We start from the raw sequence: 17,940 nt of genomic DNA on the forward strand, positions 1-17,940 counted from the left end.
GTGTCACCAATCCGGCTGGCTGCATGGTCGGCTCCGCGCTCGCTCAACGAGCCGTCCAGCATGCCAGCAGTCAAAAACACGACATCTGTAAATAGCCAGAACACGACATTAGGATATGGCTGCTACAACGCAAAAAATTGATCATACGCATTATGTCAAATAAAGGATATTTGTCGATTGCCGTGGACACGGGACCGGCCCACCTCGCTGGAACACTCGGACGGCCCGTGTAGGTGTTGCTGCCGGCTGCATGCGGTGAGCGGTTGTCCAACAGCTATCGCGATACGCCGTGGTAAAGGTCCATGCAGTTGTATCGGCAAGCGGCATTGGGAGACTGGAGCACACCGATATCGGAAATGGCATATGCATTCTCCGGCTTACCCGTTCTCCCAATGAAATGTCGTGAATTTACTCAAAAAGACCGATCAGGAGCCTGTCATACGACTCGATTTGCTTCGAATTTGTCGATAGAAATCCACCGATAAATTCACGCTGCCGATACTTGTAGTCAACCCATTTCTCATCGTGCGAATCGATCGCCTGCCCGAGTTGCTGGGCACCTTCCTCCGCATCCTGTTCATTATAAAAATAACCAAGTTCACGACACAGGTATGCGTTATGAATCAATGCATACCCGTTCCAGCAAACATCGAAATAAAAGTAATTCAGTGCGAGCCCTGATTGATGGGATATTACGATGTCGGTGAATTCGGAAAGAAATTGAGGGGTGTTGTAATAGCCGACAAAGCTTATTTTTGAATCTCGCACCAGGTCGAGGTGGTGCGCGATTCCGACAAATTCGGGGCTGTTTTTTGCAAGATGCTCCGTGTTCGTCGCGTGCACATAAGCTATCTTTTCGCCAAATTTTCGATAGCCCAGTTCTGCGATCAAGAGCGGATAGAGGCAGAACTTCGTCACGTCGATATTCGGCTCCATGATGGAGAGGCGCTTCGGTTGCCCGGTTGGACGATACTCCCCACGATGCGGGAGTGCTGCCGATCGCTCTTCGACGCACATCGGGTCCCAAACGAACGGGACTTCACGAACCGGCTGGCGCCGTAATACGCTGAAGTAGCTCGCGCTGGTATCGACAACTTGCGGGATGATCCACACCTGATCGTAACGTTGGTTGATGAATACCGTTTCCGCATGCCGTCGGCCAAAAATCATCGCCTGCATCATGTGCACGTATTCCGGACCGCAGCAGTAGCTCACGACTTTTGTACCGCGTGCCTGCAGATACGCGGTTTGCTGCTGGTCGATTTGCCCCCCCAGTTCGATCAGCACATCGAGCGAGTCTTTCGCATCGTCGAACGAGCGTATCGGATACTGCGTGGTATCCCACGGAAGTTCCGGCGTGATCTTGACGTTCGTGGTGTTGACGAGGGTGACCTGATGGCCAAGAGGCGAGTGTTGAAGGAGCTTCATCAGATACAAGGCGTTCTGCTTGATGCCGTTGACCCAGAGACTCTCTGCCGCGTGGTGAAGGCCAATCGTGATACCGATGCTGAGCGAGCGTGCCAAACTCATGGGGAGGTTCTCCGGGGTGCCCATCCAATAAGGAGTTAGATCATAGCGCTGCCCTCGTCTCGAGCTGTCAAGAACTGTCAAAATATGACACGCGGTTCGGCACGGTGAACCCTGCTTCCTCGGCCGCGATGGTTGGCGCGATCAATCCGCGCCTACGCCAGATCTGCGAACGCGCGAGATCCACTCCCCGATAGCCTCGTACGGATCATATTTCGTGCCGGAACGGCAATGCCCTGCAGCCAGGTCGATCACGCAGCCTTCACGCGCGCCCACCTCGGGACGTTTGTTAAATAGCTTGAATACCCGCCTACGTGCGAATGATTTGCCGTACTATCCGCCCGTCATCCTGGCTGATGTCGAACGCGGTCGAGCGACCTTGGGCAACAGCCATGGTTTTTATCGTCGGGAGCTCGAGCCGGGCGCCGATTTCATCCGCACGCCAGGACCGATCATGTTCCAGTCCCCCGGAGATTCATTCGTCAACGGTTCGTTGCTGGGCCTGTGCGTCGAGGTTCCGCTTGCCGCGATCGTTTCGCTGGCGATGCACGGCGTCGACTGGAACGGGCCGCGCATCGCGATGCTCATCGCGACGCCGGTGCTGATCGCGTGCATCACCCTGCTGACGCGCCCCGTCGCATTCAGCACGGTATGGAAGCACAAACGCTCGCCGTTCGTGCTCGACGACAACGTACGCGCATCGATTTACGGCCGGCTGTGCGGAATCGCGATCGGCGTCGTGTTCGGCATCATGGTCGCGACGACATTCGCCTGATCCGGTCGAGAAAAATCTCCCGTCGCGGCCTGCGCAGGGTGTGAAGCCTCGCTCACGAAGGGAAAGCAGCGTTTCCCGAAAGCGCGTGTGCCGCTCAATCCCCCACTCACCCGGCCGTCTTCTCATTGCCCTCGATCACGTCGCCGCGACCAGCGCGTTGAACGACGTATCCCACAGCGGCGCGACATTGGCCGGCCCGTCCAGCACACCGATCCGCGCGAACACGTCCGCGACCTGCTGATGCTGCGCCACCACGTCGGGCGTCACCGGCAGCAGCGCGTAGTCTTCGCTGCGCTGGTCGAACATCGCGACGAGATCGGCGACCGGCACGCGCGTCTCGCTGTTCTGCGCGAGCGCATAGTCGCGGAAATGCCCGTTCGCCCACGCATACGCGCGCCGGAATCGCAGCAGCAGATCGCCCGTCGCCGCGCGACGGCGCGCATCGTCGAGCGTGCGGGGGTTCGCATAGACCGGAAAGTTGCCCGACAGATAGCCCTTCCCTGTCTTCAGCACACGTGCACCGTAGCGATTGCGCGCGAGCTGGCCGTTGTAGCCGTAGATCGCCCATGCGTCGATGTCGCCGCGATCGTATGCCGACAAGCCGTCGGCCGGCGACAGGTTGATCGGCTGGATATCGTCGAAGCTCAGGCCGGCCTCCGCGAGCTGGCGATACAGGAAGTAGTGCGACGTTGTCGCACGCACGTACCCGACACGCTTGCCCTTCAGGTCCGCGATGCCGCGGATCGGCGTGTCCTTGCGCGCCAGCGTGACCTGGTTGTTCAGGTCTTCGCGCACGCGGGTGATGAGCCGCACGTTGGCCTTCTGTCGCGCGGCGAACACGGCCGGAATTTCGCTACCCGAACCGATGTCGAGCGCATCCGCGTTGAGCGCCTCGATGTGCAGCACGCCGTTGTTCAGCTCGCGCCACTCGATCCGGTACGGTGTGTCGGCCAGCCCGGCCGCCTGCAACAGCGCGCGCCAGCCGCCCTTGTAGGTTGCGACGCGCAGCGTGGTGCCGGCGAGATCGGCGTTGACCGCGAGCGTGGCGAACGCGGCCTTCGCGGCCCATGGCGCCGCCGCCACCGCGGCGCCGGCAAGCAGTAAACGGCGACGTGCCGCCGAAATTGACGACATCGGATGCTCCTGTCGGTCGATCAAACGGGAAGTGAAAATCGCTGCGTCAATGCAACACCGGAAATCCGTGGCGCTCGGCCAGCAGTTCGAGGATGCGGCGCGCGTCGGTGACGAAGCGCACGTCGCCGAGCGTCCGTGCGTCGTCCGGCGCCGGCTGGTCACGGCCGAGCACGAGGACCGGCAGCCCCTGGTGCGCATCGTCGAGCGCGTCGATCACCGCGTGCCGCGGCCGCTCGAAGCCGACGCGTTTCACGTCGATTCGACTCGCGCGATCGGGCGCGCTCGCCAGCAGCCCCTCGATCGACAGTCCATGCGGGCAGACGAAGCGCTGGCCCGGATGCTTCGGATCGGCAAAGCCCGGTTCCAGCAGAAACAGCACATCGCGACTCATGACAGACGGCTCCCGTGTTCGTTGTTCAGCCGGGACGAATGCGCTTGGGCGCCCTTCCGTTCCCGGCGCATGCCGGCCCGAGGCCGGATGCCCGACTCTACCGGCATGCGTCGCATGGCCCTACCAACGTTTTGCGGAATCGATATGCGGCCGCGCGTAGCGCATCGGGCGCCCGCCGCACAGCCGGCGTTGCGTAAAAACATCGCGCGCCGGGCCGCAGGTAGTGCGCACATCGAACGATTTCAGAGATCGATATGACGGCGCCCGCGTGTATCCGGTGCCCGACGTTCGCCGTTCGCGCGATACGTTCGTCGCAGCGTGGGTGCCGGACGCGATCGCGGCGCACATGCGGGGCTTGCGGCAACGCATATTGCAAATCGGCCGCGCTGCAATTTGCAAACCACGGATCGACCGTTCGCCGGCACCGCCGTCATCAATAGGATCGTGATCCTCGCAGATGTACCCATAAAAAAGAGGATAGTCATGATCAAAAAATCGGTAGTCCTGGGTTTGGTTTCGATCGGTTCGGTCAGCGCGCATGCGCAGAGTTCGGTCACGTTGTACGGCGTCGTCGATGCCGGGTTCGCTTATACGAACAATCAGGGTGGCGCGAGCAACATCCAGCAGACGAGCGGCAAGCTGAGCGGCAGCCGCTGGGGCCTGAAAGGCGTGGAAGATCTCGGTGGCGGCGTGCAGGCGGTCTTCACGCTCGAAAGCGGGTTCCGGCCGAGCGACGGCGGGCTCGGCCAGGGCGGCCGCCTGTTCGGCCGCTCCGCATACGTGGGCCTCGCCAGCAAGGGGCTCGGCACGCTGACCTTCGGCCGCCAGTACGAGCCGATCACCGACCTCGTTGCGCAGTACTCGGGGTCCGGCTTCTGGTCGCCGGCCACGCACGTGGGCGACAACGACAACATGAACCAGAGCTTCCGGCTGAACAACGCGGTGAAGTTCCGCAGCGACACGATCGCCGGCTTCACGGCCGACCTGCTCTATGCGTTCAGCAACCAGGCCAACGGGGGCGCGGGCACCGGGTTCTCGAACAACAACGCGTGGGGCGCGTCGGCGAACTACGTGAACGGCCCGTTGTCGGTGGGCGCCGGCTATGTCCGCATCAATCATCCGAATTCGACGTCGAATACGAGCGGCGCGGTGGGCGGTGCGACCTCCACCACCGGCAACGACTACAGCGGCGGATTCTTCTACGGGCTGAACGGCGGCGTGCTCAAGCAGCAGATCGGCGTGGCAGGCGCGAACTACGCGCTCGGCCGTGCGACGCTGGGCTTCGCGTGGAGCCACACGCAGCTCGATTATCTCGACGGCTCGTCGCGCAAGTTCAACAACTACGACGTGAACGCGCGTTACCAGCTCACGCCGGCCGCCACGCTGATCGGTGTCTACACGTTCACCGACGGGCGCGCGAGCGGCCTGCCGGGCACCGGCGGCCAGACGTTGAAGCCGCGCTGGCACCAGTTCACGCTCGGGTTCGACTATGCGTTGTCGAAGCGCACCGATATCTACCTGTCCGGCATCTACCAGCTCGCGGCCGGCGATGCGAGCACGGCAACGTCGGGCGGCTATCGCAAGATCGCGGCGATCTCGAACATCGGCAGCGCGTCGTCGACGAACCGCCAGGTCGCGTTCGTCAGCGGGCTGCGCGTGAAGTTCTGACGGCGCGCATCGGGCGCGGTGCAGCGTGGTGCGATAAGCAAAGCGGGAATCGTTGTTTGTCGCGCCGGGTCCGGTTGCCGAGAATGGGCGTTTCCCCGCGCGCTGCCCCGGCGCACGATACGCGTTCGACCATGACCGACTCCCGTTTCCCGCCCCATCCACCGCGCAGCGGCCGGCGCGCGGCACTGCGCCGGCTCGCCGGCGGATGGGCGTCAGCGATGCTGCCTGCCGGCGGCGCGCTGGCGAGCCAGCCGCTCGCCCCGCTCTCTCCGCTCGACGTGCCGCCCTGGACCCGCGGCCCGGGTGCGCCGCTATTGTCACCACCCTACGGCATGCCGGGGCCGCACGAAGGCGACGTGATCCGCCGCAGCGCCCGCACGCCGGCATTGCCCGGCTCGGGCTCGTCGATGACGCCGCTCGCCGACCTGTTCGGCGACATCACGCCGAACGGCCTCGTCTACGAGCGTCATCATACGGGCGTGCCGGAGATCGATGCGCAGCGTCATCGCGTCGTCGTGCACGGCCTCGTGCGCGAGCCGCGCGTGTTCACGATCGACGACCTGCTGCGCTTTCCGTCCGAGTCGCGGATCCACTTCCTCGAATGCTCGGGCAACACCGGCAGCGAATGGAACGGCCCGAGCGGGCAGCCCGTGCAGTTCACGCACGGGCTGCTGTCGTGCTGCGAATGGACGGGCGTTCGGCTGTCGACGCTGCTCGACGAAACCGGCATCGATCCGGACGCACGCTGGCTGCTCGCTGAAGGCGCCGACGGCGCGGCGATGACACGCAGCCTGCCGCTCGACCGGATCATCGAGCGTGCGCTCGTCGTCTATGCGCAGAACGGCGAACGGCTGCGCCCCGAGAACGGTTATCCGGTACGGCTGATCGTGCCGGGTTTCGAAGGCAACACGAACATCAAGTGGCTGCGGCGGCTGAAGCTGGTGCGCGCGCCGGAGATGACGCGCGATGAAACGTCGAAATACACGAACCTGCTGCCCGGCGGCTGCGCGCGCCAGTTCGTGTTCGAGATGGATGCGAAGTCGGTCATCACGCGGCCGTCGGCCGGCCATCGGCTCGCCGCGCACGGCTATTACCCGATCGGCGGCTACGCGTGGTCGGGACGCGGCCGGATTCGCGCGGTCGACGTCTCGACCGACGGCGGCCGCACGTGGCGGCCCGCCCGACTCGCCGGCGACGTGCGCGATCGCGCGCTGACGCGCTTCGAAGCCGACTGGATCTGGAACGGCGAGCCCGCCGACCTGCAAAGCCGCGCCACCGACGACACCGGCTACGTGCAGCCGACCCGCGAGGCACTCGTTGCCGTGCGCGGCGTCAATTCGCAGTACCACTACAACGGCATCCAGAACTGGCACGTCGGCGCGGACGGCGAGGTGCGCAATGCGTAAGCCGCTTGCCTGCCTGCTCGCCGCATCCCTGCTGGTTCCGAGCGCATTCGGCGCGGGCTACGGTCTCGGCCAGCCGGTCGACCGTGCGGCGCTCGCGGCGTGGGACATCGACGTCGCGCCCGACGGCAGCGGCCTGCCGCCCGGCTCGGGCACGGTCGCGCGCGGCGCTCACGTGTTCGCGGACAAATGCGCGATGTGCCACGGCGCCGGCGGCGAAGGCGGCGTCGGCGATCCGCTCGTCGGCGGCATCGGCTCGCTCGCGAGCGCCAAGCCGAAAAAGACGGTCGGCAGCTACTGGCCGTACGCGACGACGCTGTTCGACTACATCCGCCGCGCGATGCCGTACAACGCGCCGCAATCGCTGAGCGCGGACGAAGTCTATGCGGTCACCGCGTATGTGCTCCATCTGAACGGCATCGTGGCCGGCGATGCACGGCTCGACGCGCGCACGCTGCCACGCGTGCGGATGCCGAACCGCGACGGGTTCGTGCCCGATCCGAGGCCCGGCACGCTATGACGCTGCTCGATCCACTCGCAGGCCCGTCGTGCACGGCACACACGCGATCCGCCGCCGCACGTGCGCGCCGTCGTCGCCCGGTACGTGCCCAATCCGCAAGGAAACCATCATGAGCGATACCTCCCTCGCCGCTCCGGTCGAGCAGTCGCCGTTCGTCGACGTCCGCTCGCCGGCGGATTTCCCCGACAGCCCGGTGTCGCGCGTCCTCGCGCAGCCGCTGATGCTCGGGCTGTTCCTGCCGATCCAGGCCGGCGGCTGGAGCGCGTCGACGCTGCCGCGCACGACCGACTGGACCTTCGACTACAACGCCGACCTGGTCGCGCGCGCGGAGGCACTCGGCTTCGATCTCGTGTTCGCGCTGTCGCAGTGGCTGCCGAAAGGCGGTTACGGCGGCGTGTTCGACGGCCAGGCGCTCGACTCGTTCATGACGCTGGCCGCGCTGACCGCGCGTACCGAACGGATCATCCTCGTCGCGACGAGCCACGTGCTCTACGGGCCATGGCATCCGCTGCATTTCGCGAAATTCACCGCGACGCTCGATCACATCTCGCGCGGGCGCTGGGGCATCAACGTCGTGACCGGCCACCGCGCAATCGAGCACGAGATGTTCGGCTGGAACCGGATCGAACACGATCGGCGCTACGAAATGGCGGCCGAGTTTCTCGAGGCGGTCCAGCAGTTGTGGGCGCAACCGGACAATTTCAGCTTCACGCCGGCGCTGTCGAGCTGGCGGCTGGGCGGCGCATTCGTGACGCCGAAGCCGCACTACGGTCGCCCGCTGTTGATCAACGCGACGGGCTCCGATGCGGGCATCGACTTCGCGGCACGCTATTCGGACATCGTATTCGTCACGAGCCCGGCCGGCCCGGATGCCGAACGCGCGCTCGAGGCCCTGCCCGCGCATACGGCACGTGTGAAGGCCGCTGCTGCTGCGCGCGGCCGGGCGATCCGCACGCTGCTCAACCCGCTCGTGATCTGCCGCGAAACGGCGGCCGAAGCGCGCGCGTACCGCGACGCAATCGTCGCGCACGCGGATGAAGGCAGCTTTCATCGCTTCGACAGCGATGCACATGCGTGGCGCGGCGGCTTCGACCAGCGCTCTCAGGCGGCCGCGCGCGCGATCGGCGGCAATATCTCGATCACGGGCTCGCCCGAGGAAGTCGCCGATACGATCGTGCGGCTGCATCGCGCGGGCATCGACGGCGTCCAATTGAGCTTCTACGACTTCAAGCCCGATCTCGACTTCTTCGGCGAGCGCGTGCTGCCGCTCCTGCGCGATGCAGGTTTGCGGCGCTGACGTCAGGCGGCCGTTTCGGTACGGGCGGCGGTGGCGCGGCGTACGGGCCGCCGCAGCCCCAGATGCTCGCGCAGCGTATGGCCCACATAGTCGTTGCGAAACAGCCCGCGGCGGCGCAACTCGGGCAGCACCAGCGCGATGAAATCGTCGAGGCCGCCGGGCAACGTCGGCGCCATCACGTTGTAGCCGTCCGCGCCGTAACGCACGAAGCGCTCTTCGAGCTGGTCGACGATCTGTTCCGGCGTGCCGACGAGCTGCCAGTGGCCGCGCGCGCCCGCGATACGCAAATAGAGTTCGCGGATCGTCAGGTTTTCGCGGCGCGCGAGCTCGATCGTCAGTGCCTGCCGGCTCTTGCTGGCGTTGGTCTCCGGCAGCGGCGGAATCGGGCCGTCGAGCGGATACGCGGACAGGTCGAATCCACCGGTGAGGCCGGATACGAGCGCGAGCCCGACCGCCGGGTCGATCAACGACTGCAGCGCGTCGAATTTCTCCCTCGCTTCGCTCTCGGTACGGCCCACCACCGGGAACACGCCCGGCATGATCTTCAGCGTATCGGGATCGCGGCCGAACGCCGCGAGCCGGCCCTTCACGTCCGCATAAAACGCGACTGCGTCGTCGAGCGTCTGCTGCGCGGTGAAGATCACTTCGGCCGTGCGCGCGGCCAGCCGCGTACCGGCCGGCGACGAACCGGCCTGCACGACGACCGGGTGCCCCTGCGGCGGCCGCGCGACGTTCAACGGCCCGCGGACCTGGAAGAAGCGGCCGCGATGGTCGAGCACGTGGCGCTTGCCGGGATCGAAGAAGCGGCCCGATGCGCGATCGCGTACGAATGCATCGTCGTCCCAGCTATCCCAGAGGCCAAGCACGACATCCGCGAACTCCTCCGCACGCGCGTAGCGTTCGGCGTGCTCGAAATGGGCGTCGCGATTGAAATTGCGCGCCTCGTGCTCACTCGACGACGTGACGAGGTTCCAGCCTGCGCGGCCGCCGCTGATGTGGTCGAGCGAAGCGAACTTGCGCGCGATGTGGAACGGCTCGTTGAAACTCGTCGACGCGGTGCCGACGAGGCCGATCCGCTCGGTGACGGCCGCGAGCGCCGACAGCAGCGTCAGCGGCTCGAACTGCGCGACGTAGCTGTGCGCGGTGCGGCTCAGGAACTCGACGTCGTCGCCGCGTGTGCCCACGCCGTCGGCAAGAAACACGAGATCGAACTTCGCGGCCTCGGCCGCCTGGGCAAGCCGCACGTAGTGGCGAAAATCGACGCCCGCGTCGGCCTGCGAACCAGGGTGGCGCCACGCGGCGATGTGATGGCCGGTCGGGTACAGGAATGCGCCGAGATGCAGGTGTCCGGTGCGGGTCGTCATCGGGAAGGGTTTCCGAAAAGGAGGGCCGCGCGCGCGGCCAGGTCAGAACACGCGGCCTTCGGTCAGGTGCGTCGTCACGCCGTTCAGCGCGTAGTCGCCGATCACGCGCGCCTTGTGCAGCAGCGGGTTGTGGCTGAAGATCGTGCGCAGGTTGCGCCAGTGCCGGTCGAGGTTGTGTTCGCGCGCCGTCGCCGATGCGCCGCCGACTTCGAACAGCCTCTCCGCCGCATGCAGCGCCAGCTTGCTGACGATGAGCTGCGTGCGTGCCGTGGCGAGCGCGCTGTCGAGCACAAGGGCATGCGCGTCGGCGTCGCCGGCTTCGATCGCGTCGGCGGAACGGTCGAGCGCCCGCGCGTTTTCACGGACGAGCCCGTCGATCGCGTGGCTGTGCGCGGACAGCTCGCCGACGACCTGCTGGATGAAATGATCGTCGCGCGCGGTCGGCGCCGGGCTGTGCAGCACCGGGCGGCCGTGCGCGAGCACGTAGCGGCGCGCATCGGCAACGACGTTGCGCACGATGCCCGCCCCCGTCGCGACGAGATGCAACTGCCGCAGCGCGCCGCAATGGCGGCCGACGAGCGTCGAGCCGTTGCGTGCGGCCACCTCATCCGCGAACACCTGCACGTCGTTCAGCAACAGGCTGCCGCTCGCGGTCATGCGCTGGCCCATGCCGTCCCAGTCGTCGAGCACCTGCACGCCGTCCCGCGCGACGGGAATGATCACGGCGACCGCGTCACCCTGCTCGTTCTCCACGTTGATGCGCGCGAAATCGGCAAACGCGGTGCCGGTCGAATAGTATTTGCGGCCCGTCACGCGATAATGATCGCCGTCCCGACGCAGCACCGTGGTGTTCTCGCCGGGCCGCGACGTGCCGCGCTCGGTCGACGCGCCGCCGAAGATCGCGCCGGCCAGCGCCCGCTCGAGCTGCACGTCGTTGAACGGCGTGCGCGGCGACAGCCGCAGCGTCTCGATCTGGTCGTAGTGGATCCGCAGCGCGTGCGCGAGATTCGAATCGGCGGCGGCCAGCGTCGCGATCGTGTCGAACAGGTCGACCAGCGTGCCGCCGAGGCCGCCGCGCGCCACCGGAATCCGCAGCACGCCCAGCGCGGAACGCCGGAAGATCGCAAACCCCTCGAACGGCAGTTCGCGACGCGCCTCGCGTTGCGCGGCATCCTGCCCGATCGCGTTCGCTAGATCGGGTAGCGCGGCAAGCGCGTCGCGCAACGCGTCGCGCGGATCGACGGCATCACGGGCAGTCATTCGGCAAGTCCTTGTTCGGGAAGATCGGGCGCTGCGCAGCGCGATCGCGGCATGCGCGAACCGCCGCATGCGCAGCACCGCCAAGTATAGGGACGCACCCGGCGCGCGTGAAAAGCCGATTTCAGCTTACGTTATGCAGGCGCCGGGAATTGCCGCGTGCGGTGACATCAGTGCTGGATGCCCCAGCGCCGCACGGTCACGCGTTCGAGTGTGTCGAACACGAGGTTCTCGACGAGCAGGCCGATCACGATGACGGCCGCGAGGCCGGCGAACACGCGATCCGTATACAGCTCGTTGCGGTTCTGGAAGATGTACCAGCCGAGCCCGCCCTGGCCCGCGCTCGCGCCGAATACCAGCTCGGCGGCGATCAGCGTTCGCCACGCAAATGCCCAGCCGACGCGCAGGCCCGACAGGATCGACGGCAGCGCGGCCGGCACGAGGATCAGCGCGATCTGGCGCAGGCCCGTGAGGCCGTAGTTTCGCCCCGCCATCTTCAGCGTGGCCGGCACGCCCGCGAAGCCCGTATACATGCTGAGCGCGAGCGGCCACAGCACCGCGTGCACGAGCACGAACAGCAGGCTGCCGGTGCCGAGCCCGAACCACAGCAGCGCGATCGGCAGCAATGCGATCGACGGCAGCGGATTGAACATCGACGTCAGCATCGCCAGCAGGTCGCGGCCGATGCGCGTCGATACCGCGAGCGATGTCAGCGCAAATGCAAAGAACACGCCCAGCGCGTAGCCGCGCAGCAGCACCGACAGCGAGATGCCCGTCTTCACCAGCAGTTCGCCCGACTCGATGCCCTGCACGAACGCGGCCAGCGTCGCGCCGAAGGTCGGCACGAGCAGATCGTTCGCGACGATGCGCGCGACGATCTCCCATGCGGCAATCAGCACGAGTGCGATGACGCTGCGCCGAAACCATCCCGCCCCCGCGACGCGACGCCACAGCGGCGCCGGCACGGCACGTTCGGCGTCGGGCAGCGTGTCGAGCGTGCGTTCGTATTCGGCGCGCACGGGCGGCAGCGGCGGCAGGGCCGGATCGATCGTGCTCATGATGCGGCTTCCTCCGTCGTCGGGGCGCGGGTCGTGTCGGTATCGAACAGCAGGCGATGGATCCGCGCGACGTTGTCGCGGAAGTCGCCGGTGTCGACGTCGTCGAGCGAATGCTCGTGGCTGTTGAGTTCCGCACGCACGCGGCCCGGATGCGGCGACAGCAGCAGGATCCGGTTGCCGACGACGAGCGCTTCCTCGATCGAATGCGTGACGAACAGCAGCGTGAAACGGAATTCGTCCCACAGGCGCAGCAGTTCCTCCTGCATCTTGCGGCGCGTCAACGCGTCGAGCGCGGCGAACGGCTCGTCCATCAGCAGCACGCGCGGCTGCATCGCCAGTGCGCGCGCGATCGCGACGCGCTGCTTCATGCCGCCCGACAGCGTGTGCGGATAGGCGTCGGCGAACCCGCTCAACCCGACCTTGTCGAGATAATGCAGCGCACGCGCCCGTGCTTCGGCGCGCGACAGCCTTGCGGCGGCACGTAACGGGAACGCGACGTTTTCGACGACCGTCTTCCACGGCGGCAACTGGTCGAATTCCTGGAACACCACGACGCGGTCAGGCCCCGGCCCGCGCACCGGCCGACCGTCGAGCGCGATCGAACCCGATACGGGCTCGATGAAGCCGGCGATCGCCTTCAGCAGCGTCGACTTTCCGCACCCCGACGGGCCGAGCAGCACGAAGCGGTCGCTGCCATACACGTCGAAGCTGACCTGGTGGGTCGCGCGCACGATCCGCGCGCCGCTGCGGTATTCGAGGTTCACGCGGTCGATGGCGAGCAGGCGTTCACTGTGCGCGCGGGCCTGCGCGGCATCCGGCGCAGGCCGGGCAACCTGCGCGTCGGGCGCGGGGTAGCCGGCAGGCGCCGCGCCGCCGCGTGCCGCATACGGCGGCAGCCAGGTTCGGGGAGAAGTGGCGTTCACGATCGAATCTCTTGCGGGTAAAGCATCAGCATGCGGCCAGACCGTTCGCGGACCAACCATCGATTGCCCATATCGAAACCGCACCGACGCATAAGCGTCGATCGCGGCGTCGAAGCGGCTCCGCTCAGCTGCCGCCGGCCGTCGCCGGATCGTCGAAGAAGTAGTCGCGCCACGACTTCGGTTCGTTGCGGATCGCACCGGTGCGGTGCATGAACTGCGCGAGCGCGAGCGTGTTCTGCGGCGCGGTCTTGAACTGCACCTGCGGATTGCGCAGGATCTTCAGCAGCAGCGCGCGATCGATCTTCGATGCGTTCACGCGGATATAGGTATCGGCCGCGCGCTCGGGATCGGCCGCGATCTGGCGCGCGGCATCGGCCAGCGCGGCAACGAATGCGCGATAGGTCTTCGGGTTGTCGTCGCGGAATTTCTCGGTGGCATACAGCACCGTCGCGGAGCTCGGGCCGCCGAGCACATCATAGGAATTCAGCACGATGTGCGCATTCGGGTTGCCGGCGAGTTCCTGCTCCTGAAACGGCGGATTGCCGAAGTGGCCGGTAATCACGCTGCTGTTCGCCAGAATGGCAGCCGTCGCGTCCGGATGCGGAATCGCCTGCGTGAGCGCGTCGAGCTTGTCGAACTGCTTGTCGCCCCACTGCTTCGCGGCCGCGTACTGCAGCACGCGCGACTGCACCGACACACCGACCGCCGGCACCGCGATGCGGTCCTTCGTGCTCAGGTCGGCGATCGTCTTCACGTTCGGGTTGCTGCTGACGAGGTAGTACGGGAAATTGCCGAGCGACGCGACACCCTTCACGTTCTGCCGGCCGCGCGTGCGGTCCCATACGGTCAGCAGCGGCCCGACGCCCGCGCCCGCGATGTCGACCGCGCCGGACAGCAGCGCGTCGTTCACGGCCGCGCCGCCGGACAGCCGGACCCAGTCGACCTTGATGTCGAGGCCGGCCTTGCGCCCTTCCTTTTCGATCAACTGCTGGTCGCGCGCGACGTTCAGCATCAGGTAGACGACGCCGAACTGCTCGGCGATGCGGATGCGGCCTTCCGCGTGCGCGGCTTGCGGGGCGAGTGCGCCGGCGAACGCGAGCGCTGCGGTCAGTGCGGCCGCCAGCGCGCGGCGCGCCGGCAAAAACGGAAACGGCATCGGAACTCCAGTCAGGATGGGGCGGAAGAGTGACGCGGCACGTGGCTCAGAAAGGCGCGTCGCCTTCGATCGTCGTGCGGTACAGCTTGCGGCGCAGGTGGTCGGGCGTGCCGGCGGCGAGATGCACCAGCGAACGGTTGTCCCAGAACACGAGATCGTGCTCGCGCCATGGGTGCCGGTACACATGCTCGGCACGCACGCTGTGCGCGAACAGCTCGTCGAGCAGCGCGCGGCTTTCGTCGTCGGGCAGCCCGACGATGCGCGTCGTGAAATGCTCACTGACGAACAGCGCCTTGCGGCCCGTTTCCGGATGCGTGCGCACGACCGGATGCACGACCGCGGCAACCTGCGCGATCTGCTCGGGCGACAGGTTCGGACGCCACGGACTGCGCGCCTGCAGCTCCGCATAGCGTGCGAGATACGTATGCTCGGCGCGCCGCCCTTCTACCGCGCGGCGCAGATGGGCCGGCAGCGTGTCCCACGCGAGATGCATGTTCGCGAACAGCGTGTCGCCGCCTTCGGCCGGCAGTTCCTGCGCATGCAGCAGCGAGCCGAGGCTCGGCTTCTCCTTGTACGACAGGTCGGAGTGCCAGAAATGGCCCGCGTCGCCGAGCCCGATCGGCTTGCCGTTCTCGACGACGTTCGACACGATCAGCACCTCCGGATGGCCGGCGAGTGCGAACTGGTGCAGCACGTGGATCTGCAGCGGGCCGAAGCGGCGGCTGAACGCGATGTGCTCGTCCGGCGTGATGCGCTGGTCGCGAAACACCAGCACGTGATGGTCGAGATGCGCGCGATGAATGCGCGCGAAGTCGCCGGCGTCGAGCGGTTGCGACACGTCGAGGCCGACCACTTCGGCACCGAGCGGCGCATCGAACGGCACGATGTCGAAGTGCTGCGCCGCAACGTGCGGCCGCGATGCGGGCGGATGCCCGGCGGAAAGCGATGCGTCGTCGCGGATGGCGGTAGTCGTCACGGCACGGCCCCAGATTCGGTCAAAAAGCGAATCTACGAGTGCGTGCCGGACGGCGTCAACGAAGCGATTCCGATACGTTTATCTGCTGCGCTGATAAAGATCGCTGCTCCCGCATACGGCGTAGCGGCGGGCGGCGGGCTCACGTGTGAAAGCGGCCGATCGCGGCGGCCGTCACGACGCCGTCGAAGGGTCGGATACGTGCACGGCACCTTCCGGATACCGGATGTCGATCAGCCCGTTCTTGTCGCGGATGCGTAACGGCGGCACGGCTTCCACGCTCGCGCGATCGACGCCTTCGCACACGGCCAGGTTCGTGTTGGTCCGGTAGTACACGCGCTGGTCGTCGACCGCGAAGGCCCAGTTCAGGAAGCGCAGGCTTCGGGGGGCGATTCCCGGCAGATGTCGATTTCAGTTCGATTGCCGCATTCCGGCCCGTATGAATGGCGTTGGGCGCCAGAGTGCGTCCATTTCAATGCATGACGCGCCCGGCGGACGCAATGCGGCGAACGAGCTCAATCGACGCGCCGTGAAAACGCGCTTCAACGCACCAGTCGGAAATTCGCGGATCGTTTGTCGCTGCAGCTTTTGTGAAGCGTGATGGCAATATCAGATCGAGAATCGATCGATATCGGAAGCGCGTGCAGACCGTTGGTCAACGGTCTGCACTGAACGGATGTGCCGTCTATTGGAATATTGGGCGGCCCTCGGAACAAGGTGCGTATTGAAACAAAATCCCGCGCCGCTGATAACTGACAACATTGACAGGGATTGTTCCAATTCGAGTGGCTACCGAGTCGACGACAGCACCGCCCGTTTGGAAATGAGCGGACGATCCTTTACGCGTGACGCCATTTGGCCAATGTAGGCAGTTCGCCCTCGGTGATCGGATCATCCAGACGGAGCCAGCTATAAAACGTGCCGTGCCATCCCGGAACGGGGAGCGGGACCGTGCAGCGAATGTCCGGGAGGCCCGGTCGATAGGCCTGAGAGGGCCAGAATAGCGGCATGATGCGGCGCGCTTCCATGTCTTGGCGCAATTCGGCCGGTCCGCCCGCGTCGGACACGATATCGCAGTGGAACGACCAGTCCTCTTCGCTCCAGGCGAGAAATACGCTGGGTGTGCCGACGGCATCGAACATCAGCACCGCGTCCTGATTCGGGCGCCAGTAGTATTCGACGATGCCTTCCCGCGCGGCCACCTCATCGATCAGTTTGCCGATGCGTGGATCCCGGTAGGTCGCCCCCGCTTCATGCAGGCTGATGTGCCCGCGGGCCGCGCAGCACTTGCGTTTCGCGTCGTCCAGCACGCTTGCCAGCTTGCGCGCCATCTCGACGTCGGTTTTCTTCAGATAGCAATCGATCAGTCCCGCGTTGAACGCGGCCACCGCCTCGCGCTCGTCGGCGATGCCGGTGAGCAGGATTTTCATGCAGTTCGCGTTGCGGATGGAAGTCAGAAACTGGATGCCGTCGACCTCCGGCATCGAATAGTCGACGACCACCGCGCCCACCGCCTCGAATCGGGCAGGATCGGCGAGCGCATCCTCGCCGATCGCATTCCCGCCTGTTTTTTCCGCACCGAAATAGTGCGCAGCCGTGGGGGGACGCTCCGCGTCACGCGACGACACGAAGTCGAGCGCCGCCCGCGGGTGCGTAAAAAAGTGGTTCAGGCGTTCGTCCGGAAATGCGCCCCGCAGCGCCTGCAGGAAATCCGGATTGTCGTCGACAAATACCACGGACACGGGGTAAAGCACCGGCTGCCTAACGAAGGGTTGCATAAGAGTCTCGATAAATCAGCAGAAAAAGATGCGGTATCGGAGACGCTTTACCGCGAATGATTATCGCGGCAATTATCCGGCGAAAGTGGGACGCACATCAACTATTCCTCATCTGACAATTCGGCACGTTTCAACCACGCCGCTCAGCGGAATTGCACGGGGAGAATCGGGCCATTCCTTCTCGTTGAAGGAATGCGCCGCTACCGCCAGTAGCGATTCAAGGAGTTATCCATGTTGACGCGAGACGCGATTCTTCACGTCCTTTCCAACGAAACGGCCCATCTTTCCGAGAAAACCTTCCACCATGTGGTCGACATTTACCTCAAGGATTCCAATGCCTTCATGAATACCTATTTCGCACGCTATTTCGAATGGCAGGGCGTGTGCCGTGAACGCTGGTTTCACGAATGCATCCACAACAACCTGATGGGGGCCGGCGGGGCGTTCGTGACGAAGCGCGCGCATCAGGAATACGTCCACGAGACGTTTCCGTTCCAGCGCGTGGATTGCTTTCTCAATACGTTCGAGGTTCGGCAATGCTCGGCCTATCTGCTGTTTCGCTTCTACGTTGACGGGCGGCAGGTGTCGCTGGGGTATCAGCAAATCGTGTTTGCCGGCTCCGACAAGCGGATCCGCCGGTTTCCGCCGGGCATCATCGAGCGGGTCAAGGCGTATGAGCTGATCCTGCCGTCCAGCGCGAACTGAATGTGAGACCG

At 65.5% G+C, this 17,940-nt stretch carries 17 protein-coding genes; 6 read left to right on the plus strand and 11 right to left on the minus strand.

Going from position 1 to position 17,940, the window contains the following annotated elements; all coding sequences use genetic code 11:
* Window positions 1-408: 408 nt before the first annotated feature.
* Window positions 409-1,530, minus strand: coding sequence for a DUF2827 domain-containing protein (locus G3N96_RS22825; RefSeq protein WP_206138542.1), 1,122 nt, complete (start codon window positions 1,528-1,530; stop codon window positions 409-411).
* A gap of 214 nt (window positions 1,531-1,744) precedes the next feature.
* Between G3N96_RS22825 and G3N96_RS39325 the strand changes: the two genes are divergently transcribed.
* Complete coding sequence (locus tag G3N96_RS39325) at window positions 1,745-2,302, plus strand: hypothetical protein (protein WP_241022782.1); 558 nt, start codon at window positions 1,745-1,747, stop codon at window positions 2,300-2,302.
* Between the two features lie 135 nt (window positions 2,303-2,437).
* Here the strand turns inward: G3N96_RS39325 and G3N96_RS22835 are convergent, their stop codons facing one another.
* Together G3N96_RS22835 and G3N96_RS22840 are read right to left on the minus strand one after the other, a co-directional pair.
* The gene (locus G3N96_RS22835) at window positions 2,438-3,436 is read right to left on the minus strand and encodes an ABC transporter substrate-binding protein (protein ID WP_206138543.1); all 999 of its coding nucleotides are present in this window, start codon (window positions 3,434-3,436) and stop codon (window positions 2,438-2,440) included.
* 46 nt (window positions 3,437-3,482) lie between these two features.
* Window positions 3,483-3,827 (minus strand): DUF3088 domain-containing protein, encoded by a 345-nt coding sequence (locus tag G3N96_RS22840; RefSeq protein ID WP_089498660.1) that lies wholly within the window; start codon window positions 3,825-3,827, stop codon window positions 3,483-3,485.
* Between the two features lie 483 nt (window positions 3,828-4,310).
* On the opposite strand from G3N96_RS22840, the gene G3N96_RS22845 reads away from it, so the two are divergent.
* From G3N96_RS22845 to G3N96_RS22860, 4 genes are all read left to right on the plus strand, one after another.
* Window positions 4,311-5,495: a porin gene (locus G3N96_RS22845; RefSeq protein ID WP_124581307.1), complete on the plus strand. Its 1,185-nt coding sequence runs from the start codon at window positions 4,311-4,313 to the stop codon at window positions 5,493-5,495.
* A gap of 131 nt (window positions 5,496-5,626) precedes the next feature.
* Entirely contained in the window at window positions 5,627-6,901 is a 1,275-nt protein-coding gene (soxC, locus tag G3N96_RS22850; RefSeq protein ID WP_206138544.1) for a sulfite dehydrogenase, read from the plus strand.
* Window positions 6,894-7,418 (plus strand): cytochrome c, encoded by a 525-nt coding sequence (locus tag G3N96_RS22855; protein WP_206138545.1) that lies wholly within the window; start codon window positions 6,894-6,896, stop codon window positions 7,416-7,418. The genes soxC and G3N96_RS22855 overlap by 8 nt, the downstream gene beginning before the upstream one ends.
* A gap of 109 nt (window positions 7,419-7,527) precedes the next feature.
* Window positions 7,528-8,715, plus strand: coding sequence for an LLM class flavin-dependent oxidoreductase (locus G3N96_RS22860; RefSeq protein WP_206138546.1), 1,188 nt, complete (start codon window positions 7,528-7,530; stop codon window positions 8,713-8,715).
* A 2-nt stretch (window positions 8,716-8,717) separates the two neighbouring features.
* Here the strand turns inward: G3N96_RS22860 and G3N96_RS22865 are convergent, their stop codons facing one another.
* The 8 genes from G3N96_RS22865 to G3N96_RS22900 all read right to left on the minus strand — a co-directional run bounded on the left by G3N96_RS22865 (window position 8,718) and on the right by G3N96_RS22900 (window position 17,224).
* A complete protein-coding gene (locus tag G3N96_RS22865; protein ID WP_206138547.1) occupies window positions 8,718-10,079 on the minus strand; it encodes an LLM class flavin-dependent oxidoreductase in 1,362 nt (453 codons plus the stop codon).
* A 42-nt stretch (window positions 10,080-10,121) separates the two neighbouring features.
* Entirely contained in the window at window positions 10,122-11,339 is a 1,218-nt protein-coding gene (locus tag G3N96_RS22870) for an acyl-CoA dehydrogenase family protein (RefSeq protein ID WP_206138548.1), read from the minus strand.
* 167 nt (window positions 11,340-11,506) lie between these two features.
* The gene (locus G3N96_RS22875) at window positions 11,507-12,394 is read right to left on the minus strand and encodes an ABC transporter permease (protein WP_089429657.1); all 888 of its coding nucleotides are present in this window, start codon (window positions 12,392-12,394) and stop codon (window positions 11,507-11,509) included.
* Window positions 12,391-13,377, minus strand: a complete 987-nt coding sequence (locus G3N96_RS22880; protein ID WP_206138549.1) for an ABC transporter ATP-binding protein — start codon at window positions 13,375-13,377, stop codon at window positions 12,391-12,393. The genes G3N96_RS22875 and G3N96_RS22880 overlap by 4 nt, the downstream gene beginning before the upstream one ends.
* A 64-nt stretch (window positions 13,378-13,441) precedes the next feature.
* Window positions 13,442-14,473 carry an ABC transporter substrate-binding protein gene (locus G3N96_RS22885; protein ID WP_206138550.1) on the minus strand — a complete coding sequence of 344 codons (1,032 nt, stop codon included), beginning with the start codon at window positions 14,471-14,473 and terminating at the stop codon, window positions 13,442-13,444.
* Between the two features lie 46 nt (window positions 14,474-14,519).
* A complete protein-coding gene (locus G3N96_RS22890) occupies window positions 14,520-15,449 on the minus strand; it encodes a TauD/TfdA family dioxygenase (RefSeq protein ID WP_206138551.1) in 930 nt (309 codons plus the stop codon).
* 171 nt (window positions 15,450-15,620) lie between these two features.
* Window positions 15,621-15,782, minus strand: coding sequence for a hypothetical protein (locus G3N96_RS22895; protein ID WP_185634220.1), 162 nt, complete (start codon window positions 15,780-15,782; stop codon window positions 15,621-15,623).
* Between the two features lie 503 nt (window positions 15,783-16,285).
* Window positions 16,286-17,224, minus strand: coding sequence for a response regulator (locus G3N96_RS22900; protein WP_206138552.1), 939 nt, complete (start codon window positions 17,222-17,224; stop codon window positions 16,286-16,288).
* A 231-nt stretch (window positions 17,225-17,455) separates the two neighbouring features.
* Here G3N96_RS22900 and G3N96_RS22905 point away from each other — a divergent pair, with 231 nt between their 5' ends.
* Window positions 17,456-17,929: a thioesterase family protein gene (locus G3N96_RS22905; RefSeq protein WP_124581330.1), complete on the plus strand. Its 474-nt coding sequence runs from the start codon at window positions 17,456-17,458 to the stop codon at window positions 17,927-17,929.
* Window positions 17,930-17,940: the final 11 nt, after the last annotated feature.

Source organism: Burkholderia sp. Se-20373 (assembly GCF_017104705.1).
GTDB lineage: Bacteria > Pseudomonadota > Gammaproteobacteria > Burkholderiales > Burkholderiaceae > Burkholderia.

Coding starts and splice junctions, on each gene's coding strand:
- G3N96_RS22825 (WP_206138542.1), bottom strand. CDS start 1,530: ATGAGTTTGGCACGCTCGCTCAGCATCGGTATCACGATTGGCCTTCAC.
- G3N96_RS22835 (WP_206138543.1), bottom strand. CDS start 3,436: ATGTCGTCAATTTCGGCGGCACGTCGCCGTTTACTGCTTGCCGGCGCC.
- G3N96_RS22840 (WP_089498660.1), bottom strand. CDS start 3,827: ATGAGTCGCGATGTGCTGTTTCTGCTGGAACCGGGCTTTGCCGATCCG.
- G3N96_RS22845 (WP_124581307.1), top strand. CDS start 4,311: ATGATCAAAAAATCGGTAGTCCTGGGTTTGGTTTCGATCGGTTCGGTC.
- soxC (WP_206138544.1), top strand. CDS start 5,627: ATGACCGACTCCCGTTTCCCGCCCCATCCACCGCGCAGCGGCCGGCGC.
- G3N96_RS22855 (WP_206138545.1), top strand. CDS start 6,894: ATGCGTAAGCCGCTTGCCTGCCTGCTCGCCGCATCCCTGCTGGTTCCG.
- G3N96_RS22860 (WP_206138546.1), top strand. CDS start 7,528: ATGAGCGATACCTCCCTCGCCGCTCCGGTCGAGCAGTCGCCGTTCGTC.
- G3N96_RS22865 (WP_206138547.1), bottom strand. CDS start 10,079: ATGACGACCCGCACCGGACACCTGCATCTCGGCGCATTCCTGTACCCG.
- G3N96_RS22870 (WP_206138548.1), bottom strand. CDS start 11,339: ATGACTGCCCGTGATGCCGTCGATCCGCGCGACGCGTTGCGCGACGCG.
- G3N96_RS22875 (WP_089429657.1), bottom strand. CDS start 12,394: ATGAGCACGATCGATCCGGCCCTGCCGCCGCTGCCGCCCGTGCGCGCC.
- G3N96_RS22880 (WP_206138549.1), bottom strand. CDS start 13,377: ATGGTTGGTCCGCGAACGGTCTGGCCGCATGCTGATGCTTTACCCGCA.
- G3N96_RS22885 (WP_206138550.1), bottom strand. CDS start 14,473: ATGCCGTTTCCGTTTTTGCCGGCGCGCCGCGCGCTGGCGGCCGCACTG.
- G3N96_RS22900 (WP_206138552.1), bottom strand. CDS start 17,224: ATGCAACCCTTCGTTAGGCAGCCGGTGCTTTACCCCGTGTCCGTGGTA.
- G3N96_RS22905 (WP_124581330.1), top strand. CDS start 17,456: ATGTTGACGCGAGACGCGATTCTTCACGTCCTTTCCAACGAAACGGCC.